Raw genomic sequence first — 25,763 nt, 5'->3', positions numbered from 1 at the left:
GTATGGACTTCGACTGGAAGCAACTCACAGCGGAACTCGACTCGGTCGGCCGCGCATTGACACCGCCTTTGCTCACGCCGGTCCAGTGCGCGGAGATCTCCGGCCTGTACGGCGAAGTCGAGCGGTTCCGGGCGACGATCGACATGCAGCGCTATCGGTTCGGCTCCGGGCAGTACCGGTACTTCGACCACCCGCTGCCGGAGTTGGTCGCGGAACTTCGGGCGGCGTTCTATCCGCACCTGCTGCCGATCGCGCGCGAGTGGGCCGAGCGACTGGGCAGGCCCGCGCCTTGGCCGGACACGTTGGACGAGTGGCTCGACGACTGCCATCGCGCCGGTCAGACCCGGCCGACACCGATCCTGCTCAGGTACCAGGCCGGCGACTGGAACGCGCTCCATCGCGATCTGTACGGCGACCTGGTGTTTCCGCTCCAGGTGGTGATCGGCCTGGATCGGCCGGGTGTCGACCATGTCGGTGGCGAATTCCTGCTGGTCGAGCAGCGGCCGCGCGCCCAGTCCCGCGGTACCGTCACGTCTTTGCCGCAGGGGCAAGGGCTCATCTTCACAACCCGGGACCGCCCGGTGGAGTCCACCCGCGGCTGGTCGGCCGCGCCGGTACGCCACGGAGTCAGCACGGTCCGCTCGGGCGTCCGTCACACCCTCGGCCTGGTCTTCCACGACGCCGCGTAAACGACGGGCACTCGACCGCTTTACAACGATGGATGACACGCCCACCCTGTTGGGATGACGCTTACCCGCGCTGAGCTCGAGATCGACTACGCCCTGGACCGGGCCTCGATCGCCCACTTCGCCGACCACGGCTTCGTCAAACTCCGGAACGTGCTGAGCCCGGCGACGATCGCGGCGTACGAGCCGGAGATCACCGGCAAGGTCATCGAGCTCAACACCCAGCACCTCCCGTTGGCGGAGCGGGACACGTACGGGAAGGCGTTCCTGCAGGTGATGAACCTGTGGCAGGACAGCGAACTGGTGCTGGAGTTCGTGTCGTCACCGCGGCTCGCCCGGATCGCGGCGCAGCTGCTCGGCGTACGGTCGGTTCGGCTGTACCACGATCAGGCGCTCTACAAGGAGTCCGGTGGTGGGGTGACACCGTGGCATGCGGACCAGTACTACTGGCCGTTCGCGACCGATCGGTGCGTGACCGCGTGGATCCCGTTGCAGGCAACGCCGTTGGCGATGGGCCCGCTCGCGTTCGCCGCCGGGAGCCAGTCGTTCGACCACGGCCGGGATCTGCCGATCAGCGACGAGTCGGAGCGCGTCCTGCAGGCGGCACTGGCCGAGCAGGAGTTCCCCGAGGTGGTGGAACCGTTCGAGTTGGGCGAGGTCAGCTATCACCGGGGCTGGACCTTCCACCACGCGGCGCCGAACGAGACCGACGTACCGCGCCGCGTGATGACGATCATCTACGTGGACGCCGAGATGGAGATCGCCGAACCGGTGAACTCGTTCCAGCAGGCCGACCTGGCCACCTGGATGCCCGGCAACCAACCCGGCGACCGCATCTCCTCGCCGCTGAACCCCGTTCTGTACTAACCCCGGCGCGACCGCATTTCGGTGGCGAAGGAGTCTTGGAGTTGCTTCATCGCGGCGGCTTCGGCGGGGTCGGCGAACAGGGCCGGCAGGTCCGCCGGGTTCACGTCGTACAGGTGCGTCTGGATCCACCAGATGTTGCCGAACGGATCCCGGATCCGCGCCCCGCGGTCGCCCACGATCTTCGAGGTGATCAGTGGCGTGATCACCGTGGCGCCCGCTTCGACGGCTCGCGCGACGGTCGTGTCGGCGTCATCGACGTAAACACTCAACAGGCTGGGAAGATCCGGCCAGTCCGGCTGCGCGTCGAACGCCATCACGACCGAGTCGCCGATCGTGATCTCCGCGTGCCCGATCGTGCCGTCCTGATTCGGCACGGCGAGCGACGCCTTGGCCTCGAAGGTCCGCTCCACGAATTTCAGCCAGTCCGCCGCACCCCGAACGGCCACGTACGGCGTCACAGTGCCTTTGCCGCCTGGGTACTTCCGCTGTGTCGTCATGCTCCTAGCCTCTCTAAGGAAGCGGCCAGGTTCTGTCCTTTACTCAAGAAGCTGCCTTGGAATACCGGACGGCCAGCTGAGCAGCCGCGGTCTTCAGCTCAGCCGGGCCGACGAACTCCAGTTCGCACTCGAACATCCCGAAGGTCGCGGCCAGCCCGGTCCACGACCAGCCGTTCAGGATCAGCCGGCAACTGGTCTCGGTGATCTCTTCGACGATCGCGTCGCGGCCGGCCCAGCGGGCGATGTCGGACGCCTTCGCCTGCAGGATCGCCTCGCCCCGGCACGGCCACTGGTTCTGCCCGGTGAACTTGGCCGAGATGTACGTCGAGATGTCCGGCGCGGGCAGTTCGCGCGGGGTGAAACGCGGCCCCGTCGGTGTCTTCGGCAACATCCGGTCGACCCGGAACGTGCGCCAGTCGTTGCGGTCCAGGTCCCACGCGACCAGGTACCACCGGCCGCCCCAGGTGACCAGGTGATGCGGCTCCACCTTGCGCGGCGGGACCCATTCGGTCGCGCCCGGCGACGCGTAGTCGAAGCGCAACACCTCGTGGGCCCGCAACGCGGTCCCGATCGCGATCAGGTGTTCCGAATCCACCTTCGTACGGCGTGAGTCGGCGTACTTGTCGACCATCGTCACCTGCAGGGCGTCGACCCGTTGCCGCAGTCGCGCGGGCATGACCTGGCGAACAGTGGCCAGTGCGCGCAGGGCGCCCTCTTCGATCCCGGCCACTGTCGTGGTGGCGGTCTGCAGCGCGACGGCGACCGCGATCGCCTGATCGTCGTCGAACAGCAACGGCGGCAGGTCGGCGCCCGCGTCGAGACGGTAGCCGCCGTCCGGGCCTTTGGTCGCACGCACCGGGTAGCCGAGATCGCGGAGCCGGTCGACGTCGCGGCGTACCGTGCGCGGGCTGACCTCCAGGCGTTCGGCCAGCAGCGCGCCCGGCCAGTCGCGGCGCGCCTGGAGCAGGGACAGCAGCGAGAGAAGTCGAGCCGAGGTTTCGGACATGACCTCAGATTGCCACGAGTACCGGCCAGAACCTGGCCGCTACTACTGGAAATGTCGTCGGCAAGAGACCCCGACAGAGGAGACATCGTGATCAGCACCCGAGAGCTCACCAAGGACTTCGCGGTGAGCCGTACCGAAACCGTGCACGCGGTCCGCGGCATCAGCCTGACCGTCGAACCGGGCGAGCTCGTCGCCGTCCTCGGCCCGAACGGCGCCGGCAAGACCACCACGCTGCGGATGCTCACCACCCTGATCGCCCCGACCGCCGGCACCGCCGAGGTCGCCGGGTACGACGTGGTCGCCCGGCCGGACCAGGTCCGCCGCCAGATCGGGTACGTCGGCCAGGGCAACGGCGCCGGCCATTCGCAACGCGTCGCCGACGAACTCGCCGGTCAGGGCGTCATCTACGGACTCGACCGGCGGGCGGCGAAATTGCGCGCCGAGGAACTGCTCGAATCGCTCGAACTGAAGGACCTCGCCCGGCGCAAGGTCTCCGAGCTGTCCGGTGGTCAGCGCCGCCGCCTCGACGTCGCGATGGGCCTGGTGCATGCGCCGAAGCTGTTGTTCCTCGACGAGCCGTCGACCGGTCTCGATCCGCAGAACCGGGCGAACCTGTGGGATCACATCCTGCGGATGCGCGCGCAGTACGAGATGACGATCGTGCTCACCACGCACTACCTCGATGAGGCCGACTCGATGGCCGAGCGGGTGGTCGTGGTCGACCACGGACAGGTGATCGCGGACGACACCGCCGACGCCCTGAAGGCCGAACTCGCCGGCGACCGACTCGCCCTCACTGTTGCCCCCAGCAACCACTCGGCGGTACGGCGGCTCGCGGAGCAACTGCCTGGGGCGCGCGACCTTGCGATCGAAGGCGACGAGATCTCGGTCCGCGTGACGAACGGGCCGGCCGCGTTGCCGGTGCTCATCGGCGGCGCCCAGCGACTCGGCGTACCGGTGGCTGCGGCGCAAGTGCATCGGCCGACCCTCGACGACGTGTTTCTCACCCTCACCGGTCGCAGCCTGCGCGAGACCGGTACCAACGGAAAGGCAGCGGCATGACCACCCTCACCATCCCCACCGTTTCCCGTCCCGCCGCTTCGCCGGCGCAGCGGAACCTCCTGCGCGACATCCGGATCGTGATGACGCGAGAACTCAAGCCGGTACTGCGGGATCCGTTCTCGCTGCTGTTCGGGATGATCCAGCCGCTGGTGTTCCTCGGCCTGTTCGGGCCATTGCTCCGCGGCTCGATGGGCGCCGCGTTCGGCGACGGCGTCTGGCAGTGGTTCGTGCCGTCGATCCTGGTGATGACGACGTTGTTCGGGACCTCGACGACCGGGGCGAACCTGTTGTCCGAGTTCCAGACCGGTGCGCACGAGCGGATGATGGTGACGCCGCTGTCCCGCTCGTCGCTGCTGATCGGCCGGGCGCTGAAGGAGATGGTGCCGCTGTTCGGGCAGGCGCTGATCGTGATCGCGGTGATGACGCCGTTCGGTTTCGACCTGCATGTCGACGGAGCGGTGATCGGCCTCGCGTTGCTGGCCGTGTTCGGGATCGGGCTGGGCGCCTTCAGCTACGCGCTGGCGATCGCGGTACGCAAGCAGGACTGGTTGTTCTGGGTGGTGCAGCAGACCTTCCTGTTCCCGCTGATGATCCTGTCGGGAATGCTGCTGCCGCTGGAGACCGGACCGGGATGGATGCAGGTGGCCTCGAAGTTCAACCCGCTGGCCTATCTGGTGGACGCCGAGCGCGCGCTCTTCGCGGGTGACGTGAGCTCGACGGCTGTGCTGTGGGGTTGGCTGGCCGCGCTCATCACCGCGGCGGCCGGCTTGACGGTCGGCATCCGGACGATGCTGCGGTCGGCTGCCTAAATCGTCAGACCTACAGTTCGAGGAGCGCGGCGCGAAGTCCGGTTTTGGCTTCGTCGCCGAGCTTCTTGAACTGACCGCGGAGCAGCGGCTCGATCACCCGGGCGACGCCCTTGAAATCGAACTCGGCCCGGTAGGTGACCTCTGTACGGGCGCCGATCTCGCGGAACGTCATCGTGTCGAGCGCGACCACGGTCTTGTTCTCGCCGCGCACCTGGAAGATCCGGCCGGGCTCGAACTGCTGGACGACGTACTCCAGCTCGGTCTCGCGGCCGGCGAACGAGGACTTGTTCCGGTACTTCGTCCCGACGCCGCCGTCGCCCGCGAGCTTCACCGTCGACACCGTCCCGGGATCCCAGTCGACGGTGGTCTCGAAGTCGGACAGGTAGGCGAACACTGTCTCGACGGGCTTCTCGACGGTAACGGCACGTTCAATGGTGATCACCCGGCCACGCTACCGGCCGGGCCCGTCAGGGTTAGGCAAATCTTATGCAGGCAGCCGATGTTCCGGGTCGGCCGTTGCAGCTTCAGCTCCGGTGTCCCGGAGCGGACGTTGCTGGTTCAGCTCCGGTGTCCCGGAGCGTGCATCGCGGTGGCGTCCGGCTCAGGGCACTAGCCTTGGTCGCGCATCTGCTCGTTGATCCGCAGCGCTTCGGCCAGCTGGTCTTCCAAGATGATGATCCGGCAGGCGGCGTCGAGCGCGGTGCCCTGGTCGACCAGCTCGCGAGCGCGAGCGGCCAGCCGCAACTGGTAGCGGGAGTAGCGCCGGTGACCACCCTCGGACCGCTGCGGGGTGATCAGCTTCGCCTCGTCCAGGCTGCGCAGGAAGCCCGGCGTGGTCCCGAGCATCTCCGCGGCCCGGCCCATCGTGAAGGCGGGATAGTCGTCGTCGTCGAAGTTGGCGGGGCCGGTCGTCGGGGTTGAACTCATCGGTGTCTCCGTGTGCACATCTGGGGTCATCGCGCCTCCATGCCGACGGGCCCCGGTGCCGTAGCACCGGGGCCCAGGGTCGGGAATATTTCACCATCTACCGGCCGTGTGGCCGGACTTGCCTGTCCGTAGCGCGCCACGTGAAGGCTGCCACTACGGGGATCGCTGAATGCGTAACCGAAGACCACCTTCCTTACTGATGGAACTACGGCACCCGCCCGGCGAAGTACTGGCACTGGCGGGCGATCCGACGGTGTAATCCCTCCCCTTCTTGTCTCGAACACTGCATCTGACAACTGCTGAACTGCTACTACAGACTGCGAACTACAACTACAACTACAACTGCTCTTACCGCGAACTACGAACTTCTTACTGCGACTACAGCACTGCGAAATACGAACTGCTACTTCCGTTGCGTCAAGCCCGGAACCCTTTCCTACCACCGGCTCCGCGACTCTGACCTTGGCGTGAAACCCGAGCCCCTTCACTGATCGGCCCGGCGGGATCCGCCGTCCCACTCACTGCACAAACACTTTTGGACAGATCGTTAGCTGTCCACGTCAGCTTCGCTCTTCTTCTCTGTCAACACGAGGAACACTACACACCACCCAGGAGAATGTCTACTTCGGCCAGCACAGATTTCAGCCGTGTCTCGGCAGAGGTTTTCTCAGTGCCGGCTGATCGCGACGAGCTCCGGAATCGCCTGGTCCCAGACCTGCTGAGGCAGCTCGTGACCGGCGCCTTCGAGCAGCACCAACCGGGCGCCGGGGATCTCCCGAGCCAGCGCCTCGGCGTGCGCCGGCCGGAACATCGGGTCCTCGGTCCCGTGCATGACGAGCGTCGGTACGGCGATGTCGGCGAGGTTGCGGTCCTTGGAGTCGCCGTCGTCGAGGATCCAGTGATTCGTCATGGCAGAGGCGAGGTTGGTCGTGCGGGCGATCATCCGCGCGACGAGCTCGCGCCGGGCCGGCTCGTCGTACGGGAAGGTTCCGGCGTACAGCTGCTCTTCCTGGATGAACGCGTCGAGGGCTGCGTCGGGATCGGACCAGTCGGTCGGCGGCTGATCGGCCGCGAACGCCTCCTGCAGGTGAGGTGCCATCGGCGGGAGGTCTACCGGGGTCGAGGTGGCGATCGGGCTGGTGGCGATGAAGGTGGCGGATGCGACCCGGTCGGGGTGGTCGAGGACCAGCGCCTGGGAGATGCCGCCGCCCATCGAGAGGCCGACGATGTTCGCGCGCTCGAGCTGGAGAGCGTCGAGGATGCCGATCGGATCCTCCCGCAGATCCGCCGAGGTGTACTCCGGTTTGCCCGGCGGGTAACTCACCGAGCGGCCGGTGTCGCGGTGGTCGTAGCGGATGACGAAGCGGCCGGCTGCCGCGAGGCGCTCGCAGAACGGCGTCTCCCAGAAGTCCATCGAGGCGGAGGCGCCGTGGATCAGCAGGATCGCCGGGTCGGTCTTCGCTCCGAAAGTCTCGACGCACAACTCGACGCCACGCACGGTCAGCAGTTGCTCCATCACCATCTCCTCAGCTGGGAAAGCGCTGACGGTACCCACGGTGGATGTGGATCCACTGTAGACAAGGCTCTGCCAGGCCGGTCGGCGAGCGACGGCCTGGCAGAGGGTTGGTGGGCACGATCGGCTACTGCCAGGACTGCGGACGAGGAGCCACCTGCTGCGGCGTCTGCCAGCCCGGGTTCGGCAGCTGGAACTGGTTGCCCTGCGTCGATCCGTACTGCGGTGCGCGGGCGGGCCGGGCGCCCTGGTGAACCCCGTCGGCGCGGGCGATCGAGCCGGCGCCGGTCGTCGGGACGCCGGTCGTCGGGACGCCGGTCGTCGGGGCGGCGGTCGTCGGGGCGGCGGTCGTCGGGGAGGTGGTCGTCTTCGAGCCGGCGCCGGAGGCAAGGGCCAGGCCGAAGGCGATGACGCCGAGAGCGCAGGCGACGGCGCGGAGGTTGTTGGCCGGGTTCCACTTGGCCAGGTAGTTCAGCCACTCCGCCGCGCCGGCGGTCGAGTGCGGGTCGAAGGTGGCCAGCTTGTCGTTCAGCGGGATGTTGACGGCGAAGCTGACCACGATCACCCCGACCAGGTAGAGCGCCGCTCCCGCGACCAGCCACCACTTGCCGGGCGTGTCCTTGACGAGCGCGATGATCCCGAGCGCGACACAGACCAGCGCCGTGCCCATGAAGATCAGCAGGAACAACGGGTTCTGGATCCGGGTGTTGATCAGGTTCATCGCGGCCGCGCCCTGACCTGCCGGCATCCGCTGCAGCGAGCCCATCACGGCGGTCCCGAAGGCGTAGAAGACGCCGCCCATCAAAGCGGTACCGACCAGGCCGGTGAGGGTGAGGAGCTTGGTGAAGTTCAGTGTGTTCGTCATGGCTCAAGTTCAGCGGTGATCGCTGAGACAAACCATGGTTGTCCGGCGCAGTTCCATGTTCGTGCGTCTCAGCACCCGAGGTAGGCTCGCCGCCATGGATGTGCTCGACGATCTGCTCGCCGGCACCCGCGCACGGGGCGGCGTGTTCAACCTGACGATCATGGACACACCCTGGGCGCTCGAGATCCGCGACGGGGCGCACCTGGCGCTCGCGACGCTGGTCCGTGGCAGCGCCTGGATCGTCCGGGCCGGGATCGAGCCGACCCGGATGGAGACCGGCGACGTGGCGATCTTCAACGGTCCCGAGCCGTACGTCGTGGCCGATGACGTCCACACCCAGCCGCAACTGCGGATCCACCCGAACGGCATCTGCGAACCGTTGCCTGGGGCACCTGTCGACTACAGCGCGCGCCTCGGCGTACGGACGTACGGCGGTCGTCTCGACGGCGACGCGATGCTTGTCAGCGGCACCTATCTGCTCGAGGGCGATGTCAGCCGACGGTTGCTGACCGCCCTGCCATCGGTGCTCGTCGTGCCGGCCGACGCGGTTGCCGGGCACGTGATGTCGATGGTGCTCGGTGAGATCCAGCGCGATGAGCCGGGTCAGCAGAGCGTGCTGGACAGGTGGCTCGACCTCGCGTTGATCACCACGTTGCGCGCGTGGTTCGCCCGGCCGGAATCGCACGCACCCGGGTGGTACCAGGCGCAGAGCGATCCGGTCGTCGGCCTGGCGCTCCGGCTGCTGCACGAAGACCCGGCGTACCCGTGGAGCGTTGCCGAACTGGCCGATCGCACCAAAGTGTCCCGAGCCAGCCTGGCCCGGCGGTTCAGTGCGCTGGTGGGCGAGGCGCCGATGGCTTACCTCACCGGCTGGCGGATCGCGTTGGCCGCCGACATGCTGCGGGAGACGACCGACACGGTCGAGGCGATCGCCCGCCGGGTCGGCTACGCGAACGCGTTCGCCTTGTCAGTCGCCTTCAAACGCCTCCGCGGCACCAGCCCCACCGCTCACCGCCGCACCGCCCTCCAGTCGGCCTGAAGCCTCTGCCTAGGTAGTGGTCGTGTGGATGAAGGCGAGGGCTTGCGGCCAGGAGAGGGTGAAGGCGTCGGCGTTGACCTGCTTGTCCTGCCGCGACCGGTCGGAGAAGCCGTGGTCGGCGCCCGGATAGAACTGGGTGATGGTCGCGCCGGTCTGCCTTCCCTGCAACGAGGTCTGCAATGCCTCGAAGTCGGCGACCGGTACGGCGGCGTCGCTGCCCGGGTAGATCACCATCACCGGCGCGGTGATCGCGGCGGCTTCGGCGATCGCGTCGTACGAGTGGTTCGGCCGCAGCTCCGACGGCGTGGTCGGGTGGTACGCCGTCACGCTCGCCACCCGGTGATCCCTTGCCGCCAGCAACAAAGCGAACCGGCCGCCGAGACACCAGCCGCTCACCCCAGCCTTCGGACAGCCGAGTTCGCCGAGCAGGTGATCGAGCAGCGCGACCTGCTCGGCGATCGCGGTGTCGTCGTCGAGGCCGCCCAGCAGTTGGCTCAGCTCTTCCCTCGTCGAGTTGTCCGTACTGCGTCCCTTGAACGGATCCCAGGCCAGCGCCGTGATGCCAAGGCCGGCCAGTTCGTCCGCCCAGGCCCTGACTTGCTCGCCGATCCCGGTGATCATCGGCAGCAACAACAGGCCTGGCCCGGCACCGGCCGAAGCCGGGCGGGCCAGATAGGCGGTGAGATCCCCAACGGAAACAGTCGACGTTTCGATGCTCATGCCCGCGAGGCTATCCCTGGCCGGAATTCGCCTTCAGCATGCGTACGCCGGCGACGTTCACCATCACCAGGATGATCGCGGAGAAGATCAGCAGCGCGACCTGGTCGGGGAGGAACGCGATACCGACTCCGATGGAGAGCACGGGGACCGCCAGGCCGGCGTACGCGATCAGGAACAGTGCGGCAAGCACCTCGCCGCGGGAGCCGGCGTCCGCGAGGGATGCCGCGGTCGCGACGGCTCCACGGAAGACCAGACCGACGCCCGCACCGGCGACGACTCCCCCAGCGACGAACCCCCACAGGCTGGGCGCCAGTCCACCGACGGCGACACCGACCAGGCCGGTCGACATCAGTACCAGACCGAGCTGCAACTGCCGCTGCCGGCTGAGCTGCACGAACACGACCTGGCTGAGTGCGCCCGCGACGAACACCGCGAAGGTCACCACTCCAGCGAGTAGCCGCGAGGTGTGGTGCAGAGTCCCGGCCAGGAACGTCGGAGCCAGTGAAGTGAAGAGTCCGAAGATCGCGAAGGCGGCAAACGCTCCCGCTGCCGTCGCGAAGAACTGCGGTTTCGCGGCGCTCGGCAGCGCGACCTTCTGCGGCCGATAAGCCGGCCGCTCCTCCATCCGCTCGACAGTCTCGGGCACCAGCGTGATGCCGACCGCACTCAGCAGCAGAAGAACCAGGAACACCTCGTACGGCCGCTCCAAAGGCGCCGACACGTACTGCGCGAGGATGCCGCCGACCAGCGGACCGAACGCGAGCCCACCGAGGTTGACCATCGAGGAGATCAACGCCGACCGGCTGGGATCCTGCTCCGGACGGGCGACCTGACGCAGCTCCGAGATGTGCGCCGTCGCCGTCGCGGTCAGTGCGCCGACACCGACTCCGGAGATGAACCTCGCCAGCAGCAACCCGGGAACGTCCGGCCAGATCAGGAAGATCGCCGCGGACACCGCCTCAGCCAGTACGGCGAGCAGCGCGACCCGGCGACGACCGAGCCAATCGCTGACGTGACCAGCGAGGTACAGGCTGGCCATCACGCCGACCGCGTAGGTGGCGAAGATGACCGTGATCATGAAGGTCGGGAAGCCGTCGCGGCGCTGGTAGATCGCGTAGAGCGGGGTCGGCACGGTGGAGAACGCCATCGTGATCAGGAAGGCGGCGGCGATCACCCAGAAGCCGGTGCCGTGAGCGAAGCGCACGCGCGAGCCGACCTGGTGTCCGGGGCGGTCGGTCAGAGTTGTCATGTCTTCAGGGTGACTCGGATGATCTATCGAGTCCAACGAATGTTCTTGCATGCACTTATCGAGAGTGTCGATAATCGACAGCGTGGACTCGAGACAGCTGGAGTACTTCGTCGCGGTGGCCGAGGAGCTGAGCTTCACCCGGGCGGCGCAGCGGAAGTTCGCGGTCCAGTCCACCGTGTCAGCGGCGATCCGCGCCCTGGAGGCCGATCTCAAGACCACGCTGTTCGATCGCTCGACCCGGCGGGTGACCTTGTCGGCAGCGGGCCAGGCGCTGTTGCCGGAGGCGAAGGCGGCCCTGGAGGCGCTCGACCGGGCCCGCGCGGTGGTCGAGGAGGCGTCGACGGGACTCCGCGGCAACATCCGGATCGGCACGATGACTCGCCTCGGGCTGGTGGATCTGGCCGTTCTGCTCGGGGCGTTCTACCAGCGGTACCCCTTGGTCGAGGTCCAGGTGACCACTTCGCCGACCGGTTCCAGCGGGCTCGCCGACGACGTCCGCCACGGCCGGCTCGACATCTCGCTGGTCGGCCTGAGCCCGATCGAGCTGACCGGCCTGGAAGTGCGCGAGTTGGCGACCGTGCCGTTCGTAGTGATGGTGCCGTCGGCTCATCGGCTGGCCGTCCAGCCGGGGATCGAACTGCGCGACCTGGCCGGCGAACGGTTCATCGATCAACTGCGCGGGTTCGGCAACCGGACCACCGTCGACCGCGCCTTCGACAACGCCGGGATCCCGCGCCGGGTGCAGGTGGAGGTCCCCGACCTGAGTACCGTCCCGGAGTACGTGCGAGCTGGGCTCGGCGTCGCCGTCGTACCGGAGGTTGACGTCGGCAACCAACCTGGAGTCGCACGCTTGCGGCTGACCGACGTCGAGCTGACCTGGACGTTGTCCGCGATCACCCTCAGCGGCAAGCGGCCGAGCCGAGCGGTGACCGCCTTGCTCGACCTGATGAGCGACTCGATCCGCCCGGGCGCCGCGTTCTAGGTGCGTGCTGACCGGTCGATGCGAAGTACTCAGAGCCGGGACCTGGATACTGGCGACGTGTCTGAAGGTGAAGCCGAGCAGGAGCGCGCAGGCTATCGGCGATCGGCCGGCTCGGCGCGGGGCGAGGCGCGCCGCCTCGAACTGCTCGAACGGGTGACCGACGACCTCGGCGCGAACGGGCTCGTGGACTTCTCGCTTCGCCGTGCTGCCCGTGCGGCCGGTACGACGCACAAGGTGTTGCTCTACTACTTCGACGGCCCCGAAGACCTGCTCACCCAGGCGGTACTCCGGCTTCGCGCGCGCCGGATCGACCGAAGCATGGCCGCTGCTGCGGAGGAATCCGCGAGCCGGACACTGGCCGGCCGGGTGCGCGCGATGTGGCCGGTGCTGGTCGGCGAGGAGGCCTGGGTACTCGACCAGGCGATCGGCCTCGCGATGTACGACTCGGGGCGCTATGCCCAACTCGCACGGGAAGCGTCGAAGCAGTACCTGCCGTCGTTGCTCTCGATTCTCCCGGCCGAATGGAGCGCACGCCGCCAGCACGAGGTCGCCGAGATGATCCTCGGCGTACTCCGCGGCTTCCTGGTCGAATGGCGAACCAGCGGCGACGGCGCCGGTATCGAGGCCGGTTTCGCCGCGCTCGACCGGGCCCTCACCCACGAAGAAGCCGCTGCGGACTGAGCCACGGCGTACCGACCAACAGGTAGTGCACCACCTGTACGCCGTACGCCGCTGCCCGGTCACGCCTAGGCGCACTAGGTCGTGGGCGGCTACGTCCTGTCCGTCGGTACGGCTCTGGACAGTTTGCGAACCGGGTGGTTCACTTTAATCACGTTCGGGGCTGAGAAGGAGCTGGTGGGGTATGTCGGAGGAGCGGGTGCGGGTGCGGTTCGGTGCCGGGTGTGTGGCCTGGCACTACCCGGGGACGAACGGCGGGTGCGTGATCATGGCCGGCGGCTTCGGGGTGACCAAGGAGCCGGGGACCGATGTGTTCGCTCGGCGGTTCCATGCGGCCGGATTCTCCGTGCTCGCCTTCGACTACCGGCATCTCGGCGAGAGCGAAGGAGAGCCTCGGCAGGTGGCCCGCGTCGGGGAGCAGCTCACCGATTGGCAAGCGGCGATCGAGTACGCCGGAACGCTGCCGGAGGTCGACCCGGGCAAGATCGCGATCTGGGCGTTCTCGCTCTCGGGCGGCTACATCTTCCCGCTGGCGGCGCGGAATCCACAGCTTGCGGCGGCCATCGCGCAAACGCCCAACGCGGACGGCCCGGCCGCCACGCGGAATGCGGCGCGACACCAGAAGCCGTCGGCCATGCTGCGGTTCACCGGCCGGGCGATCCTCGACGCGCTTGGCAGCCTCGTCGGCAGGCCGCCTCGCCTGGTGCCGTTGGTGGCCCCGCCTGGGACGGTGGCGCTGCTCACCACGCCGGACTCCCTGCAGACCAACGAGGCGCTGAACCCGGGCAACAAGTACCCCGACTGGCTGCAGTTCGTCGCCGCTCGGTCAGCTCTCCGGGTCACCTTCTACCGACCCGGCCGGTATGCGTCGAAGGTGAAGGTGCCCCTGCTCGTGGTCGTCGCCGACCAGGACCAGTCCGCGCTCGCCGCCCCCTCGATCGCCGCAGCTCGTCGCGCACCCCGCGCCGAACTCGTCCGCGTCCCCGGTGGCCACTACGCCCCCTTCCTGGACCAGCACAAGACCGTCGTCGAAGCCGAGCTGGATTTCCTGAACCGGCACGTTCTCAGTCAGCCCGCAGCGGTTTCGCATCTTCGGCTGCAAGCATGAACGAGATCGCGTTGTCCGCCGGGACGATCGAGTACGACGATGTCGGCTCCGGACCGATGATCGTCCTGCTGCACGGCCTGATGATGGACTTGTCGTTGTGGGACGACACGGTCGCGGAGTTGTCGGCCGGCCACCGCTGCGTGGTACCGACTCTTCCACTTGGTGCGCACCGGCAGGCGATGCATTCCGATGCCGACCTGTCCCTGCCCGGGATCGCACGGCTGGTCGCGGAGTTGCTCGACCGCCTGGACCTCGACGACGTCACGCTGGTCGGCAACGACACCGGCGGTGCATTGGTCCAGTTGTTGCTGCGGGCAAACACCGAACGGGTCGGCCGGATCGTCTTGGTGTCCTGCGAGGCGTTCGACAACCTGCCGCCCGGGCTCACCGGCAAGACGCTCGCACTGGTCGGCAAGCTCTCGCCGGGCATGCTCGGCCTCTTCCTGCAGCAGCTCCGGCTGCGCGCGATGCGACGGTTGCCGATCACTTTCGGCTGGCTCACCAAACGAGGTGACGCCGCGACCGCCCAGTGGCTGAAGCCGGTACTACGCGACGCGGCGATCCGGCGAGACGTAGTACGCGTACTGCGAGCAGCCTTCGCCGACAGAACCCTTCTGATCAAGGCCGCTGAGGCCCTGCCGGGTTTCGATCGACCAGCTCTGGTGGTGTGGGCCGCGCAGGATCGCGTGATGCCGCTCGAGCACGGCCGGCGGCTGGCGAACCTGCTTCCCCAGGGCAAGCTGATCGAGGTGGACGACAGCTACACGCTCGTCCCCCTCGATCAGCCGCGTCGGCTTGCCGAGCTGATCGCCGAGTTCGCCTGAAATTGTGTTGACGGCACCCTGGTCGTGCCGTTGGCTCAGCGCGTGACCATTGAGCGCTCCAACCCTGCCGGTCTGCACGCGACGCCCGGGTACCACCATGTGACCAGGGTCGAGGCTGACCGCCTGGTATTCCTGGCCGGACAGTGCCCACTGGACGAGTCCGGGCAGTTGGCCGAGGGTGGCTTCGACGGGCAGACCGACCAGGTGGTGCGGAACATCCTGGTCGCCCTGGAGTCGGTCGGGGCCCGACCGGAGGACGTCGTACGGACCGTCATCTATGTGGTCAGTCCGGATCGCGACGACCTCGGTGGCGTGTGGGCCCGGCTGAACGCGTCGCCGCTCGCACCGGCATTCAGTACGGCGAGCACGCTGCTCGGCGTCGCCCAGCTCGGTTTCACCGGCCAACTCGTCGAGATCGACGTCACCGCTGCTCTTTAGGACCGCTGCCGTTTAGAACCGCTGCCCTTCAGTGCCGTTGCCGTTCAGATCGGGTGGTTCGGCTGGAGGAGTTCGTCGGCGTCGTAGCGCGCCCGGAGCTCCCACAGGTGGTCGTAGTCCCCTTCGTCGAACGCGGCCCGGAGGTCGGCTTCGTCGAGCGAGGCACTGCTGAAGTTGAGCAGCCGGCCGATCACGTGATCCGCGAACGGCTCGAGTACCGCGCGGTGCCGCGCGCTCTGGTCCTGCTCGCCGATCGACAGCACGGTCACGGAGTACTGCGCGTCGCGGTGACCCATCGCGTTCGCTCTCTCGGGCTCTTTGGCGAGCGCCCCGCCGAGGTGGCGGATGGCGACGATGCATTTCTGCGCCTCCGATCCGGTTCGCACCGTGTCGAGCCCCTTCGGGTCGAGCGCGCTCAGCAGGACGTTGCGTGAACTGAAGGCGTCCGCGCGATCCGGCTCGGCGAAGATCTTGGCCGACTCGGTGTACGGCAACTCGCCGACGGTGTCGACGACCGGCTCACCGATCTCCCGGAGCGGCCGGATCAACCTCTCGCCGCCGTCGAGGATGCTGAGCTGGAGTTGGGCGACCTGCTTTCCACGCAGCGGCTCGGGGACCTGCGGGATGTCGGGGAAATTCAGGAGCGCGATCGCCGACGTGACGTTGTCGGGGACGGTTTCGGTCCACTCGCGCCACGCTTCGAGCGCGCCCGGGTTCGCCGACAGGTCGTAGTACAGGCTGCCGCCGTAGAGCGTCGTCACAGGAAACAGGTCGACCTGGAGCCGGGTGACGATGCCGAAGTTGCCGATGCCGCCGCGCAGCGCCCAGAACAACTCGGGGTCGTCCTCGGCGTTCCGTAGTACACCGTCGGGGGTGACGAGCTCGATCCGGCGCACGTGGTCGGCGGCGTACCCGTACTGTCTCGCCATCAGGCCGAGGCCTCCGCCGAGGATGTACGGGACTGCGCCGAGATTCGGGAAGCTGCCGGACAGCGGGGCGAGCCCGTGGGGTGCGGCCGCTTCGATCACCTGCTTCCAGGTCGCGCCCGCCTCGATCCACGCGGTCTTGGTGGTGGGATCGACGGCGACGTCGTTCAGGCGGTCCGTGGTGATCAGGACGCCGCCGTCGAGCGGGTTGAGGTGACCGTGCCCCTTGGCCTTGACCGCCACCTTGAGGCCGTTCTCCCGCGCGAAGTGCACGGCCGACTGGATGTCCTTCGCGCTCGCGGCGCCCACGATGTACGCCGGGCGGTGCGGGTCGAGGCGCTGGAATCCCAGCCGGGCCTCGTCGTACCCGTCCATGTCGGGCGTCCAGACCGGGCCGTCGAGATTGTTCAGTTCGGTAGTCATACCAAGGACGCTAGTCCGCCTTCCGGACTCATCTTGTCCTAAAGATCTGCCAGTCTTGGGTCTGTGAGCGCGCGAAAGGACCTCCCCGGGCGACTGTTGCGCTTGCTGGCTCTACTGCAGAGCCGGCGCGAGTGGTCCGGCGCCGAACTGGCCGAGCGTCTCGGCGTCACCGACCGCACCGTACGGCGCGACGTCGACCGACTCCGGGCGCTCGACTACCCGGTCACCGGTACGACGGGGATCGCGGGTGGCTACCGGCTCGCTTCGGGGAAGAACGTGCCACCCCTGCTGCTGGACGACGACGAGGCCGTCGCGGTGGCGATCGGGCTGGCGGGTGCCGCGGCGGGCGGCGTTGCGGGGATCGAGGAAAGCTCGATGAGCGCGCTTGCCAAGCTGGAGCAGGTGCTGCCGGCCCGGTTGCGTCCAAGGGTGGCCGCGATGAGCGCGACCGAGGTGGTGGTGCGCGACGGTCACCCCCAGGTTGATCCCGGGCTGCTCGCCGTACTGGCTGCTTGTTGCCGGGATCTCGAGATCGTTGCCTTCGGCTACTCGACCCGGCGGCGGGAACCGTCCCGACGACGAGTCGAGCCGCATCGACTGGTGACGCTGCGCGGGCGGTGGTACCTGCTCGCGTACGACCCGGATCGCGCCGACTGGCGGACCTTTCGGGTCGACCGGATCTCCGACGTCGCTCCGACCCGCCATCACTTCCAAGCACGCGAACTCCCGGCCGCCGACGCGGCGTCGTACCTGGCGGAGTCCTTCGCGACGGCTTCTTACCGGCACTCGGTCCGCATCGCTGTCGAGCTACCCGCATCTGTCGTGCGGTCGACCTTCTTCGGCCTGATCCCGGGTCAACTCACGTCGACAGGCGAAGACGCGTGCGTACTACGAATCTCCGCCGACTCGCCTTCGCTTCTGATCCAGTACGTCGCGGGCGTCGCTGCCCTCGGCGCGCCGTACAGCCTCGATGCCTCGCCTGAACTCGCCACGCTGATCAAGAAAGTCGGCCAACAACTCCAAGGCTGACTCTTGCTGATCCAGTTTCGGGCTACCACCACCGGCTTTTCGCGCCACGTGGGGGTCAGCGGGCATGTCCGTGACCTCGATGATCGCCGGCTTCTTGGGGTGCTGCCGCGGTGAAGTCGGGGGTCCAGCGGACGGCGAGTCCGTCGCGCCGGCCTAGTTGTTCGAGGCGTTCGGTGAGGCGGCGCTGGAGTCCGCCGAGCTCCTCGGGGAGTGCGGCCTCGGCGTACAGGATCAGGCTGTCGGCTGTCGCTCGCATGCGGCAGGTTGCTGCACCGAAGTCGACCAGCAGGCTGCCGTCGCTGTCGGGTCGCGCCTGGATTCCACCTGGCTGGTGGGCCAAGTGCTTGGTGAACTGGTCCAGGTAGCGATCGGCTCTCCCGGTCATCACCAGACCTTCTGCACTCGCCATGAATCGCTCCTTTTTGCGATACAGAGTGTCTTATTACCCGACGATCTGTCTACAGCGAGTAGAGTCCTCGACGTGCCGAAGCTGTGGAACGAGACGATCGAGGCGCATCGCGACGCGGTGCGTGCCGCGACCCTGGACGCGGCAGCGGAACTGGTCGCCGAGCACGGCCCGGCCGGGGTGACGATGTCGCAGATCGCCAAGGCGACCGGGATCGGCCGCGCGACGCTGTACAAGTACTTCCCCGACATCGACACGATCCTCACCGCCTGGCACGAGCGCCAGGTCCGGTCCCACCTCGAGGAACTCGCCCGAGTCCGCGATCGCGCAGAATCCTCCGAGCGGCTGGAGGCAGTACTGACGGCGTACGCCGTGCTGTCGTTCCAGCACCCGCGATCCGATCTGGCCGGCTCGTTGCACCGAGCCGATCACGTGAGCCAGGCACGGCAGCATCTGCACGGGTTCATCCGCGACCTGCTCGTCGAGGCGGCAGCAGCGGGCGACCTGCGTACCGACGTACCGGCTGCGGAGCTTGCGACCTACTGCCTCCATGCGCTCACGGCTGCCAACACTCTGCGGTCCAAGGCTGCCGTTCGTCGTCTGGTCGCGGTGACGTTGAGCGGGCTTCGGCGCTGAACCTCCGCTCGGTCAGGCGGTGAGGAGGCCGATGCCGAGGGTGATCACGCCGGCCGCGAGACTCGCAGCGCCGAGCGCGAGCATCCAGATGAACTGGTTCGGCTTGGTCCGGTCCTTGCCCGCTGACGAGGCGAAGAAGCCGCCGGACATCAGGATCGCCGCGACCGGGACGCCGAGCCGGCCGACCCAGAGGAAGAATCCGTCCAGGGTGGTCGAGTCGACGTACAGCAGGCCGACCAGACTCAGGATCACCAGCACGCCCGCATGCCCGTGACCGGCCCGCGCGAACGACTTCTGAAACTCGGTCATCGGCACGTCACCGCGCACGATCTTGGTCATGAACCAGCCACCGAACTCGATGGTGGCAATGGTCAGCAGGATGACGCCCGCGATCATGCGGGAGGGATCGCTCAGTGCCACGGTGACGCTCCTCAGCTTTGGATAGTCGCACTATCCGTTTATGGATATTGATACTATCCATCAAGGACGAGCGGGAGGCAAGCGAATATGCGGATCGCAGAGCTGAGCCGGGTATCCGGGGTGCCGGTGCCGACGATCAAGTACTACCTGCGCGAGAACCTGCTGCCCCCAGGCGAGCTGACCAGCCCGAACCAGGCGAGCTACGGCGAGTTGCACGTACGCCGACTGCGGCTCGTGCGCGCTCTGGTGGACCTGGCCGGCGTACCGGTCGCGCAGGTGAAGGAGGTGCTGGACGGCTTGGACTCGGACACGTTGCCCCTGCACGACCAGATCGGCCGCGCCCACCGCGCGATCACGGCCCGACGGCAACTCGCCTCGAACCCACCGGAAGCCGCCACCGACGCGGCGACCGCTCAGGTCGAGGCTTTGCTCGAATCGCGCGGCTGGAAGGTCGCCCCCGACGCCCCTGCCCTCACCACTTTGATCGAGACGATCGCCGTCATGCGCTCCCTCGACCAGGACCACCTGGTCGGTCTGCTGGAAACCTACGCCGACGCAGTCGAGAAGCTCACCACTCTCGAACTCGCCGCCGTCACATCCCGCCCCGACCGCGCCACCCCCGACCAGATCGCCGAAAGCGTCATCATCGGCACCATCCTCGGCGAAACCCTCATCTCCACCCTCCGCCTCCTGTCCCAGGAATCCACCTCAGCCCACCGCTGGACCGAACCCCCTGGCACAGGCCAAACCTGATCAGCCGTCGTGCGCCATATCCACAAACCGCGAGTAATGACCTTGGAAGGCCACGACCACATCCGCAGTAGGCCCGTTCCGATGCTTGGCAACAATGAAGTCGGCTTCCCCCGGTCGAGTTGATTCGCGCTCGTAGGCGTCCTCACGATGGAGAAGGATGACGACGTCCGCATCTTGTTCAAGGCTGTTGTGCGTGGCGATGCCCTCAGCAACGAAGTTGTGGGTGCCCATGACGGTGGCGTCGTAGACCTCTTGGTCGCCGAGGCTTTCGATCGAGGTGATCGTGTCCCAGAAGATGTCGTTGGTGGCGAGAACCTCGAGGTCGGCGTTGTCGAGGACGTCGGCGACCTTCGCCAGTCGCTGCCGGCTCGGCGCGTGCTTCCACAGCGTGGAGCCGGAGAACTGCGTACCCATCGCGGCGGCGAACTCGCGGTGCGACACCTTGCGCTCGCTCAGCACCTGGCGAACCTGCGACCACACTTCCTTGGGAATCGTGTCGAGGTTCGTGTTGGCGCGCACGTCGCGCAGCGCGGTCGCGACCTCCACGACCTTGACGCCACGATCGCCGTGAACGCCGATCTCCTCGCAGAAGCGGAGTTGGTTCTCCACGCCGTAGATGTGCAGGTGGTACGAGTCGCGATAACCGGGCTTCTTCGCCACCTTGATCCGGCTGAAGATGTTGTACCGGAGCAGGAGCCGGGCCAGGTCGTCGACGAGGCGGCGGCTGGTGGAGGCGTAGTAGATCCTGCCCTGCTTGACCTTCGCGTCCCAGCGAACCGATCCGTCGGTGGCCCACAGGTGGCGGATGAAGGCGCCGACCTGCTCCTTGGGAAGGCTGAAGACGCCGGCCGGGATGAACTTCTCGTGGCTACGGAGGCCGAAGAGCCCGAGCTCATCCAGCCAGGCGGCGATCGGATTCCGCTTGCCCCGGGCCAACCGGTACGGCGCGGGTAGGCGCAGCGTGGTGACCCGGGCGGCGGCGTACTCGTCGCGGATCGGAGTGATGCCAAAGCGTCGCTGGGCCGCGGACCCCACCGCCGCGAGGTTCGCCTCGTCGATGCTGGAGTAGCGGATCGGCTGCCGCTTGACGAACGAGCCGTCGCCCAGCAGGTGAGCCAGCAGGGTGACCTCGTCGTCGTCCCACGGCTTGAGGTCGAGCGGCGGCGGCACGTGCCGAAGTGAGCCCAGTCGCGTGCCCGGAACGAGGTCGCCGAGGGGCTTCCACCCGTCGTACGTCAGGAAGGGGTGGTTCGCCGTTGCCTTGATCTCGCGGCCGGAGGCGAGCTTGAGCCGGAAGACCTCCTTCACCCCGCTCGGGAAGACGTGCGTCATCGTGCGCGGCACCAGCTTCAACCGGTCGTCCAGCGACCAGACGGGAATGTCCCGCGTGCCGGCGGCGAGCAGTTCGCCGAGGCTGATCTCTGCTCCGGTGTCGGCCCGCAGCAGCCTGGTGTCCGCGGTCAGGCAGCCTGATTCGCGGAGGTCGGAGGCCATGGGGCGTTTGTCGGAGCGTTGTTCGGAGCCTCGGTTGAGCTGGCAGATGGCGATGACGGGGACTTCGAGTTCCTTGGCGAGGAGTTTGATCGAGCGGGAGAACTCGGAGACCTCGAGCTGGCGGGACTCGACCTTCTTACCGGACGTCATCAGCTGGAGGTAGTCGATCACGATCAGCTTGAGGTCGTGCCGCTGCTTCAGCCGGCGGGCCTTGGCGCGGATCTCCATCATCGTGAGGTTCGGCGAGTCGTCGATGAACAGCGGGGCCTCGGAGACCTCGCCCATCTTGCGGGCCAGCCGGGCCCAGTCCTCGTCGGTCATCTTGCCGTTGCGCATGTGATGCAGCGGCACCTTCGCCTCGGCGGACAGCAGTCGCATGGTGATCTCGTTGCGGCTCATCTCCAGCGAGAAGATGCACGAGGTCAGGCCGTGCTTGATCGACGCCGATCGGGCGAAGTCCAGCCCGAGCGTCGAGTTGTGGGTCGGGATCATCGACTTGCCGGCCAGGTACAGGTGGTCGGCGTTGTCGACCTCCACGCAGCGCACCGGCACGCTCGCGACCGGCACGACCCGCTCGAGCCGGCGGTCGGCGTCGCCGATGACACCGGTGGACACCCCGTGCCCGACGACCTCGCGCGGCGCGGACCGCGGGACCAGCGGGGTCAGCCCGGAGTCGCCCGACATCGCGCTGTGCAGGTCGAGTGTCGTGCAGACGACGGACTGGCCGCCGTCCTCGACCACCCACTGGTGGTTGCCGTCAGCAACCAGCGTGGACCCGTCGGAGAAGGTCAGCTCGAAGCAGGGCCGGTCGTACATCACCTCGGTGGCGGCGACCACGCGGGTCGGCCGGCCGTCGGCGTCGATCAGCTCGTCGCCCACCGCGACCTCGCCCATCGTGGTCCAGCCCGTCGGCGTCGGCAGCGGGGTGTCGAGCGCCAGCGCCTTCCCCATCGCCGGGCGGGCAGCGACGATGATCATCTGGCCCGGGTGCAGGCCGTTGGTCAGCTCGTCGAGATCGGTGAACCCGGTCGGTACGCCGACCATCGCGTCGCCGCGGGAGTCGATCGCCTCGATCTCGTCGAGGGCGCCCTCCATGATGTCCTTCAGCGGCGCGTAGTCCTCGGTGGTGCGCTTCTCGGTGACCGAGTAGATCTCGGCCTGCGCCTGGTCGACGACGTCGTCGACCTCGCCCTCGCCGGCGTACCCGATCTGGACGATCTTGGTGCCGGCCTCGACCAGCCGGCGCAGGATCGCCTTCTCCCGGACGATGTGCGCGTAGTACCCCGCGTTGGCGGCCAGCGGGACCGAGGCGACCAGGGTGTGCACGTACGGCGCGCCGCCGATCCGGGTCATCTCGCCGCGCTTGGTCAGCTCGGCGGCGACGGTGATCGCGTCGGCCGGCTCGCCGCGGGCATACAGGTCGGTGATCGCGTCGAAGACGATCTCGTGCGCCGGCCGGTAGAAGTCCGTTCCGCGCAGGGTCTCGATCACGTCCGCGATCGCGTCCTTGCTGAGCATCATCGCGCCGAGCACGCACTGCTCGGCGGCCAGGTCCTGCGGTGGGGTCCGGTCGAAACCCAACTGGGGATCGCGCTCTTCGTTCCCGCCGCCAGGCCCCCCGCGGAACTCCGCAACGCTCACTCGTCCGACCTCCTCGTCCGCCACCCGAACCACATCGCACCCGCACGCGCCACCACCCGCACAGCGGATCCGGCCCGTTCGAACAACTGATCGAATCGTAATCAGCCGCACCGACAATTTCACCGACAGCATCCGCAGGCGTTCTCACCCCGAGACTGCGGCCGGACGGCGTCAGTCCCGCGACCGTACGCCCGACACCCCGAACCCTGGTAGCCAGCCGTCCACAGGGGGTGTGGACAAGCCGTGCATAACCCGGCGCTCAGGTGTGCACAGGTTGGGCATATCCCTGTGGATATCTGTGCACAGAGATCCACAACCCCGCTCTGACCTGCGGTTTTGTCCGCCCACAACTGTGGAGAAGAAAAAGATTCGATACCCACAGGTCCGCTGCTCTGTGCACAGCCCCCGCCAGGCACAATGATCCGCATGCCCCTTACCTGGAAGACCCAGGACCGGGAGATCCTCCGGCTGGCCGTGCCGGCGTTCTTCGCGCTGGTGTCCGAACCACTGATGCTGCTGGCCGATTCGGCGATCGTCGGACACCTCGGTACACCGCAGTTGGCGGCCCTCGGCGTCGCCGGGACGATCCTGCAGACGCTGGTCGGCATCTGCGTCTTCCTGGCGTACGGGACGACCTCAGCGGTGGCCAGACGCATCGGCGCAGGTGACCACAAGGGAGCACTCGCGCAGGGGATCGACGGACTCTGGTTGGCCCTGCTGCTGGGCGTAGTACTGGCTGTTGCCGGGCTGCTGCTTGCTCCGCTCGCCATTGCTGGGTTCCACCCCTCGCCGGACGTAGCGGACTACGCGGTGACCTACCTGCGAATCTCCTGTCTAGGCATTCCTTCCATGCTCCTGCTGCTGGCGGCTACCGGCGTACTGCGCGGTCTGCAGGACACCAAGACGCCCATGGTGGTCGCCGTCTCGGCCAACCTCGCCAACATCGCCTTGAACGTCCTGCTCGTCTACGGCCTCGACCTGAACATCGCAGGCTCAGCACTCGGTACTGCGATCGCCCAAACAGCAGCCGGAGCAGCACTGGTCGTCGTGGTGGTCCGTGGCGCTCGGCGGGACGGCGCCAAGCTCCGCCCAGACCGCCCAGGAATCCTCGCTTCCGCACACGCCGGAGTACCGCTCGTAGTACGAACCCTCACGCTGCGAGTAGCCATCGTGCTCACCACCTTCGTGGCCACCTCACTCGGTACTACGTCGGTCGCAGCGCACCAGGTCGCCTTCACACTGTGGTCGTTCCTCGCGCTCGCACTCGATGCGATCGCCATCGCTGCCCAAGCCCTGACCGGGCGCTCACTGGGCGCGGGAGACGTCGTCGGCACCCGGGCGATCACCCGCCGGATGATGTGGTGGGGACTGGTGTCGGGAGTGGTGGGCGGCCTGGCTCTGTGGGGACTGCGCGACCTCTACGTGCCGCTGTTCACCAAAGACCCCGAGGTGCGCCACACGCTGGCCGCGATCCTGCTGGTTGCCGCGATCTGGCAGCCGGTCAACGGGGTGGTGTTCGTGCTGGACGGCGTACTGATCGGTGCCGGCGACGGTCCCTATCTGGCAGTGGCAGGGATCATCGCGCTGCTCCTGTTCGCTCCGCTCGCGCTGAGCGTGCAGTGGTTCGATCGTGGCATCGTCGCGCTGTGGTGGGCGTTCGGTGGATACATGCTGCTGCGGTTCCTCACGCTGACGCTCCGAGAACGCCGGGACGGCTGGCTGGTCACCGGCGCCGTCCGCTGATGCTGGGAGCAGCTAGCGCCAAGGGTCGAGTGCGTGTTTGCCAGTGGTCCGGCCGGCTTCGAGCTCCCGAAGTACGGCGGGTCCGTCGGCCAGTGCGTGGAGCTGTGGCCGGCCTGGAGGGTAGACGCCTTGGGCAACGAGTTCCTGGAGTTCTGTGATCAGCGAGCGATAGACAGTCGGCACAGCGGCGGCCAGCGCGCCGATGTGCAGCCCCTTGAGCTGCACCGGGTTGGTGAAGACCAGGTCGTGAGTAGTCACCGCAGCGTCGCCGGACGAAGCGCCGTACACGACGATGCGTCCGGTGATCCCCTTGGCGGCGGACAGGCTGGCCGCGAAGGTAGAACGTCCAACCGATTCCAGAACGAGGTCCACTCCACCGGTGAGGCGAGTGAGCTCTGCTGCAAGGTCGGAGCGTGCACTGTCCAGCACCTCGTCGGCACCGAGCGCTCTCACGATCTCGTGCTTCGCCAACGCAGCTGTCGCAATCACTCGAGCGCCGTAGTGGTGAGCGAGGCGCACAGCAGCCTGCCCCACGCCTCCCGCCGCAGCGTGGATGAGGACCGTCTCCCCCGACGCCAGACCGCCCACAGGCTTCAACGCCGCCAACGCGGTCGCCCAGTTCAACACCAATCCGAGAGCCTCGGCGTCACTCCAGCCTGTCGGCACCGGAAGCACCTCGGCCGCCTGCATGACGACGTACTCCGAGAAGGCTCCCCGACCCGCTCCGATGACATGTGTGCCGACGGGCAACGCACTGGCCACTTCTGGACCCGCTGAGACGATCTCTCCGGCCGCCTCGAAGCCTGCTGCGTACGGCGGCTTCGGTCCTCCCCCGTAGCGCCCGTACGTCTGCATGACGTCGGCGAAGTTGATCCCGGCGGCACCCACTCGTACGAGGTACTCCCCCGGGCCGGGCGACGGTCGGCGTACGTCGGTCAGGATCAGGTCATCGGGTCCGCGGTGCGACTGCTGGACCAGCGCCCGCATCGTCTCGTTGCTCTCCATGCACCGGAACGTAGAAC

General features: G+C 67.6%; 27 protein-coding genes. 14 read left to right on the top strand and 13 right to left on the bottom strand.

The annotated features are described in order from the left end of the window. The first annotated feature begins 2 nt into the window (after nt 1–2). A complete protein-coding gene (locus DIZ26_RS24140; RefSeq protein WP_112245240.1) occupies nt 3–689 on the top strand; it encodes a 2OG-Fe(II) oxygenase in 687 nt (228 codons plus the stop codon). Nucleotides 690–743: 54 nt separating this feature from the next. Then, entirely contained in the window at nt 744–1,553 is an 810-nt protein-coding gene (locus DIZ26_RS24135) for a phytanoyl-CoA dioxygenase family protein (protein WP_112245238.1), read from the top strand. On the opposite strand, the gene DIZ26_RS24130 is transcribed toward DIZ26_RS24135, so the two are convergent. Then, complete coding sequence (locus tag DIZ26_RS24130) at nt 1,550–2,050, bottom strand: VOC family protein (RefSeq protein ID WP_112245236.1); 501 nt, start codon at nt 2,048–2,050, stop codon at nt 1,550–1,552. The two genes, DIZ26_RS24135 and DIZ26_RS24130, sit on opposite strands and share 4 nt — an antisense overlap. A gap of 43 nt (nt 2,051–2,093) precedes the next feature. Next, nucleotides 2,094–3,056 carry a helix-turn-helix transcriptional regulator gene (locus DIZ26_RS24125; protein ID WP_112245234.1) on the bottom strand — a complete coding sequence of 321 codons (963 nt, stop codon included), beginning with the start codon at nt 3,054–3,056 and terminating at the stop codon, nt 2,094–2,096. Between the two features lie 87 nt (nt 3,057–3,143). Here DIZ26_RS24125 and DIZ26_RS24120 point away from each other — a divergent pair, with 87 nt between their 5' ends. Further along, nucleotides 3,144–4,118 carry an ATP-binding cassette domain-containing protein gene (locus DIZ26_RS24120; RefSeq protein ID WP_112245232.1) on the top strand — a complete coding sequence of 325 codons (975 nt, stop codon included), beginning with the start codon at nt 3,144–3,146 and terminating at the stop codon, nt 4,116–4,118. Next, entirely contained in the window at nt 4,115–4,927 is an 813-nt protein-coding gene (locus DIZ26_RS24115) for an ABC transporter permease (RefSeq protein ID WP_112245230.1), read from the top strand. The genes DIZ26_RS24120 and DIZ26_RS24115 overlap by 4 nt, the downstream gene beginning before the upstream one ends. Before the next feature lie 10 nt (nt 4,928–4,937). Here the strand turns inward: DIZ26_RS24115 and DIZ26_RS24110 are convergent, their stop codons facing one another. The 4 genes from DIZ26_RS24110 to DIZ26_RS24095 all read right to left on the bottom strand — a co-directional run bounded on the left by DIZ26_RS24110 (nt 4,938) and on the right by DIZ26_RS24095 (nt 8,232). Then, entirely contained in the window at nt 4,938–5,369 is a 432-nt protein-coding gene (locus DIZ26_RS24110; RefSeq protein WP_198676252.1) for an SRPBCC family protein, read from the bottom strand. Nucleotides 5,370–5,536: 167 nt separating this feature from the next. Continuing rightward, nucleotides 5,537–5,854: a MerR family transcriptional regulator gene (locus tag DIZ26_RS24105; RefSeq protein WP_112245228.1), complete on the bottom strand. Its 318-nt coding sequence runs from the start codon at nt 5,852–5,854 to the stop codon at nt 5,537–5,539. A 667-nt stretch (nt 5,855–6,521) separates the two neighbouring features. Next, complete coding sequence (locus DIZ26_RS24100; RefSeq protein WP_232828557.1) at nt 6,522–7,370, bottom strand: alpha/beta fold hydrolase; 849 nt, start codon at nt 7,368–7,370, stop codon at nt 6,522–6,524. A gap of 124 nt (nt 7,371–7,494) precedes the next feature. Beyond that, nucleotides 7,495–8,232: an anthrone oxygenase family protein gene (locus DIZ26_RS24095; RefSeq protein ID WP_232828556.1), complete on the bottom strand. Its 738-nt coding sequence runs from the start codon at nt 8,230–8,232 to the stop codon at nt 7,495–7,497. Nucleotides 8,233–8,326: 94 nt separating this feature from the next. Here DIZ26_RS24095 and DIZ26_RS24090 point away from each other — a divergent pair, with 94 nt between their 5' ends. Further along, nucleotides 8,327–9,271, top strand: coding sequence for an AraC family transcriptional regulator (locus tag DIZ26_RS24090; RefSeq protein ID WP_112245224.1), 945 nt, complete (start codon nt 8,327–8,329; stop codon nt 9,269–9,271). A gap of 9 nt (nt 9,272–9,280) precedes the next feature. Here the strand turns inward: DIZ26_RS24090 and DIZ26_RS24085 are convergent, their stop codons facing one another. Continuing rightward, complete coding sequence (locus DIZ26_RS24085; protein ID WP_112245222.1) at nt 9,281–9,991, bottom strand: dienelactone hydrolase family protein; 711 nt, start codon at nt 9,989–9,991, stop codon at nt 9,281–9,283. Nucleotides 9,992–10,001: 10 nt separating this feature from the next. Then, nucleotides 10,002–11,240 (bottom strand): MFS transporter, encoded by a 1,239-nt coding sequence (locus DIZ26_RS24080; RefSeq protein WP_112245220.1) that lies wholly within the window; start codon nt 11,238–11,240, stop codon nt 10,002–10,004. An 82-nt stretch (nt 11,241–11,322) separates the two neighbouring features. Here DIZ26_RS24080 and DIZ26_RS24075 point away from each other — a divergent pair, with 82 nt between their 5' ends. The 5 genes from DIZ26_RS24075 to DIZ26_RS24055 all read left to right on the top strand — a co-directional run bounded on the left by DIZ26_RS24075 (nt 11,323) and on the right by DIZ26_RS24055 (nt 15,270). Next, nucleotides 11,323–12,222 carry a LysR family transcriptional regulator gene (locus DIZ26_RS24075; RefSeq protein WP_112245218.1) on the top strand — a complete coding sequence of 300 codons (900 nt, stop codon included), beginning with the start codon at nt 11,323–11,325 and terminating at the stop codon, nt 12,220–12,222. 57 nt (nt 12,223–12,279) lie between these two features. Continuing rightward, a complete protein-coding gene (locus DIZ26_RS24070; RefSeq protein WP_112245488.1) occupies nt 12,280–12,903 on the top strand; it encodes a TetR/AcrR family transcriptional regulator in 624 nt (207 codons plus the stop codon). Nucleotides 12,904–13,084: 181 nt separating this feature from the next. Continuing rightward, on the top strand, nt 13,085–14,008 hold the full coding sequence (locus tag DIZ26_RS24065; protein ID WP_112245216.1) for an alpha/beta hydrolase: 924 nt from the start codon (nt 13,085–13,087) through the stop codon (nt 14,006–14,008). Beyond that, entirely contained in the window at nt 14,005–14,832 is an 828-nt protein-coding gene (locus DIZ26_RS24060; protein WP_112245214.1) for an alpha/beta fold hydrolase, read from the top strand. The genes DIZ26_RS24065 and DIZ26_RS24060 overlap by 4 nt, the downstream gene beginning before the upstream one ends. A gap of 42 nt (nt 14,833–14,874) precedes the next feature. Continuing rightward, nucleotides 14,875–15,270: a RidA family protein gene (locus DIZ26_RS24055; RefSeq protein WP_198676250.1), complete on the top strand. Its 396-nt coding sequence runs from the start codon at nt 14,875–14,877 to the stop codon at nt 15,268–15,270. A 44-nt stretch (nt 15,271–15,314) separates the two neighbouring features. Here DIZ26_RS24055 and DIZ26_RS24050 read toward each other — a convergent pair whose 3' ends face one another. Further along, nucleotides 15,315–16,619 (bottom strand): FAD-binding oxidoreductase, encoded by a 1,305-nt coding sequence (locus DIZ26_RS24050; RefSeq protein WP_112245212.1) that lies wholly within the window; start codon nt 16,617–16,619, stop codon nt 15,315–15,317. Between the two features lie 63 nt (nt 16,620–16,682). Here DIZ26_RS24050 and DIZ26_RS24045 point away from each other — a divergent pair, with 63 nt between their 5' ends. Next, nucleotides 16,683–17,648, top strand: coding sequence for a helix-turn-helix transcriptional regulator (locus DIZ26_RS24045; protein WP_112245210.1), 966 nt, complete (start codon nt 16,683–16,685; stop codon nt 17,646–17,648). 55 nt (nt 17,649–17,703) lie between these two features. Here DIZ26_RS24045 and DIZ26_RS24040 read toward each other — a convergent pair whose 3' ends face one another. Then, complete coding sequence (locus DIZ26_RS24040) at nt 17,704–18,057, bottom strand: DUF2218 domain-containing protein (protein WP_112245208.1); 354 nt, start codon at nt 18,055–18,057, stop codon at nt 17,704–17,706. A gap of 72 nt (nt 18,058–18,129) precedes the next feature. Between DIZ26_RS24040 and DIZ26_RS24035 the strand changes: the two genes are divergently transcribed. Then, nucleotides 18,130–18,690, top strand: coding sequence for a TetR/AcrR family transcriptional regulator (locus tag DIZ26_RS24035; RefSeq protein WP_112245206.1), 561 nt, complete (start codon nt 18,130–18,132; stop codon nt 18,688–18,690). 12 nt (nt 18,691–18,702) lie between these two features. Here DIZ26_RS24035 and DIZ26_RS24030 read toward each other — a convergent pair whose 3' ends face one another. Next, nucleotides 18,703–19,110 carry a hypothetical protein gene (locus tag DIZ26_RS24030; protein WP_232828555.1) on the bottom strand — a complete coding sequence of 136 codons (408 nt, stop codon included), beginning with the start codon at nt 19,108–19,110 and terminating at the stop codon, nt 18,703–18,705. A gap of 87 nt (nt 19,111–19,197) precedes the next feature. Here DIZ26_RS24030 and DIZ26_RS24025 point away from each other — a divergent pair, with 87 nt between their 5' ends. Next, nucleotides 19,198–19,863, top strand: coding sequence for a MerR family transcriptional regulator (locus DIZ26_RS24025; protein ID WP_112245202.1), 666 nt, complete (start codon nt 19,198–19,200; stop codon nt 19,861–19,863). Here the strand turns inward: DIZ26_RS24025 and DIZ26_RS24020 are convergent, their stop codons facing one another. Continuing rightward, nucleotides 19,864–23,130 carry a replicative DNA helicase gene (locus DIZ26_RS24020; RefSeq protein WP_269815404.1) on the bottom strand — a complete coding sequence of 1,089 codons (3,267 nt, stop codon included), beginning with the start codon at nt 23,128–23,130 and terminating at the stop codon, nt 19,864–19,866. Between the two features lie 294 nt (nt 23,131–23,424). Here DIZ26_RS24020 and DIZ26_RS24015 point away from each other — a divergent pair, with 294 nt between their 5' ends. Next, nucleotides 23,425–24,741 carry an MATE family efflux transporter gene (locus DIZ26_RS24015; protein ID WP_112245200.1) on the top strand — a complete coding sequence of 439 codons (1,317 nt, stop codon included), beginning with the start codon at nt 23,425–23,427 and terminating at the stop codon, nt 24,739–24,741. Nucleotides 24,742–24,753: 12 nt separating this feature from the next. On the opposite strand, the gene DIZ26_RS24010 is transcribed toward DIZ26_RS24015, so the two are convergent. Then, nucleotides 24,754–25,746, bottom strand: coding sequence for a zinc-binding dehydrogenase (locus tag DIZ26_RS24010; protein ID WP_112245198.1), 993 nt, complete (start codon nt 25,744–25,746; stop codon nt 24,754–24,756). Between the last annotated feature and the right edge of the window lie 17 nt (nt 25,747–25,763).

Origin of the sequence: Kribbella monticola, assembly GCF_003261635.1 — a bacterium.
In the GTDB taxonomy this organism is placed as follows: domain Bacteria; phylum Actinomycetota; class Actinomycetes; order Propionibacteriales; family Kribbellaceae; genus Kribbella; species Kribbella monticola.
This window is presented reverse-complemented; position numbering and strand designations above follow the sequence as displayed.

What these genes read in the sequence shown, in the direction of transcription:
- DIZ26_RS24140 (WP_112245240.1), top strand. Translation starts at nt 3, where the DNA reads ATGGACTTCGACTGGAAGCAACTCACAGCGGAACTCGACTCGGTCGGC.
- DIZ26_RS24135 (WP_112245238.1), top strand. Translation starts at nt 744, where the DNA reads ATGACGCTTACCCGCGCTGAGCTCGAGATCGACTACGCCCTGGACCGG.
- DIZ26_RS24130 (WP_112245236.1), bottom strand. Translation starts at nt 2,050, where the DNA reads ATGACGACACAGCGGAAGTACCCAGGCGGCAAAGGCACTGTGACGCCG.
- DIZ26_RS24125 (WP_112245234.1), bottom strand. Translation starts at nt 3,056, where the DNA reads ATGTCCGAAACCTCGGCTCGACTTCTCTCGCTGCTGTCCCTGCTCCAG.
- DIZ26_RS24115 (WP_112245230.1), top strand. Translation starts at nt 4,115, where the DNA reads ATGACCACCCTCACCATCCCCACCGTTTCCCGTCCCGCCGCTTCGCCG.
- DIZ26_RS24105 (WP_112245228.1), bottom strand. Translation starts at nt 5,854, where the DNA reads ATGAGTTCAACCCCGACGACCGGCCCCGCCAACTTCGACGACGACGAC.
- DIZ26_RS24100 (WP_232828557.1), bottom strand. Translation starts at nt 7,370, where the DNA reads ATGGAGCAACTGCTGACCGTGCGTGGCGTCGAGTTGTGCGTCGAGACT.
- DIZ26_RS24095 (WP_232828556.1), bottom strand. Translation starts at nt 8,232, where the DNA reads ATGACGAACACACTGAACTTCACCAAGCTCCTCACCCTCACCGGCCTG.
- DIZ26_RS24090 (WP_112245224.1), top strand. Translation starts at nt 8,327, where the DNA reads ATGGATGTGCTCGACGATCTGCTCGCCGGCACCCGCGCACGGGGCGGC.
- DIZ26_RS24085 (WP_112245222.1), bottom strand. Translation starts at nt 9,991, where the DNA reads ATGAGCATCGAAACGTCGACTGTTTCCGTTGGGGATCTCACCGCCTAT.
- DIZ26_RS24080 (WP_112245220.1), bottom strand. Translation starts at nt 11,240, where the DNA reads ATGACAACTCTGACCGACCGCCCCGGACACCAGGTCGGCTCGCGCGTG.
- DIZ26_RS24065 (WP_112245216.1), top strand. Translation starts at nt 13,085, where the DNA reads ATGTCGGAGGAGCGGGTGCGGGTGCGGTTCGGTGCCGGGTGTGTGGCC.
- DIZ26_RS24060 (WP_112245214.1), top strand. Translation starts at nt 14,005, where the DNA reads ATGAACGAGATCGCGTTGTCCGCCGGGACGATCGAGTACGACGATGTC.
- DIZ26_RS24050 (WP_112245212.1), bottom strand. Translation starts at nt 16,619, where the DNA reads ATGACTACCGAACTGAACAATCTCGACGGCCCGGTCTGGACGCCCGAC.
- DIZ26_RS24040 (WP_112245208.1), bottom strand. Translation starts at nt 18,057, where the DNA reads ATGGCGAGTGCAGAAGGTCTGGTGATGACCGGGAGAGCCGATCGCTAC.
- DIZ26_RS24025 (WP_112245202.1), top strand. Translation starts at nt 19,198, where the DNA reads ATGCGGATCGCAGAGCTGAGCCGGGTATCCGGGGTGCCGGTGCCGACG.
- DIZ26_RS24020 (WP_269815404.1), bottom strand. Translation starts at nt 23,130, where the DNA reads ATGCTGTCGGTGAAATTGTCGGTGCGGCTGATTACGATTCGATCAGTT.
- DIZ26_RS24015 (WP_112245200.1), top strand. Translation starts at nt 23,425, where the DNA reads ATGCCCCTTACCTGGAAGACCCAGGACCGGGAGATCCTCCGGCTGGCC.
- DIZ26_RS24010 (WP_112245198.1), bottom strand. Translation starts at nt 25,746, where the DNA reads ATGGAGAGCAACGAGACGATGCGGGCGCTGGTCCAGCAGTCGCACCGC.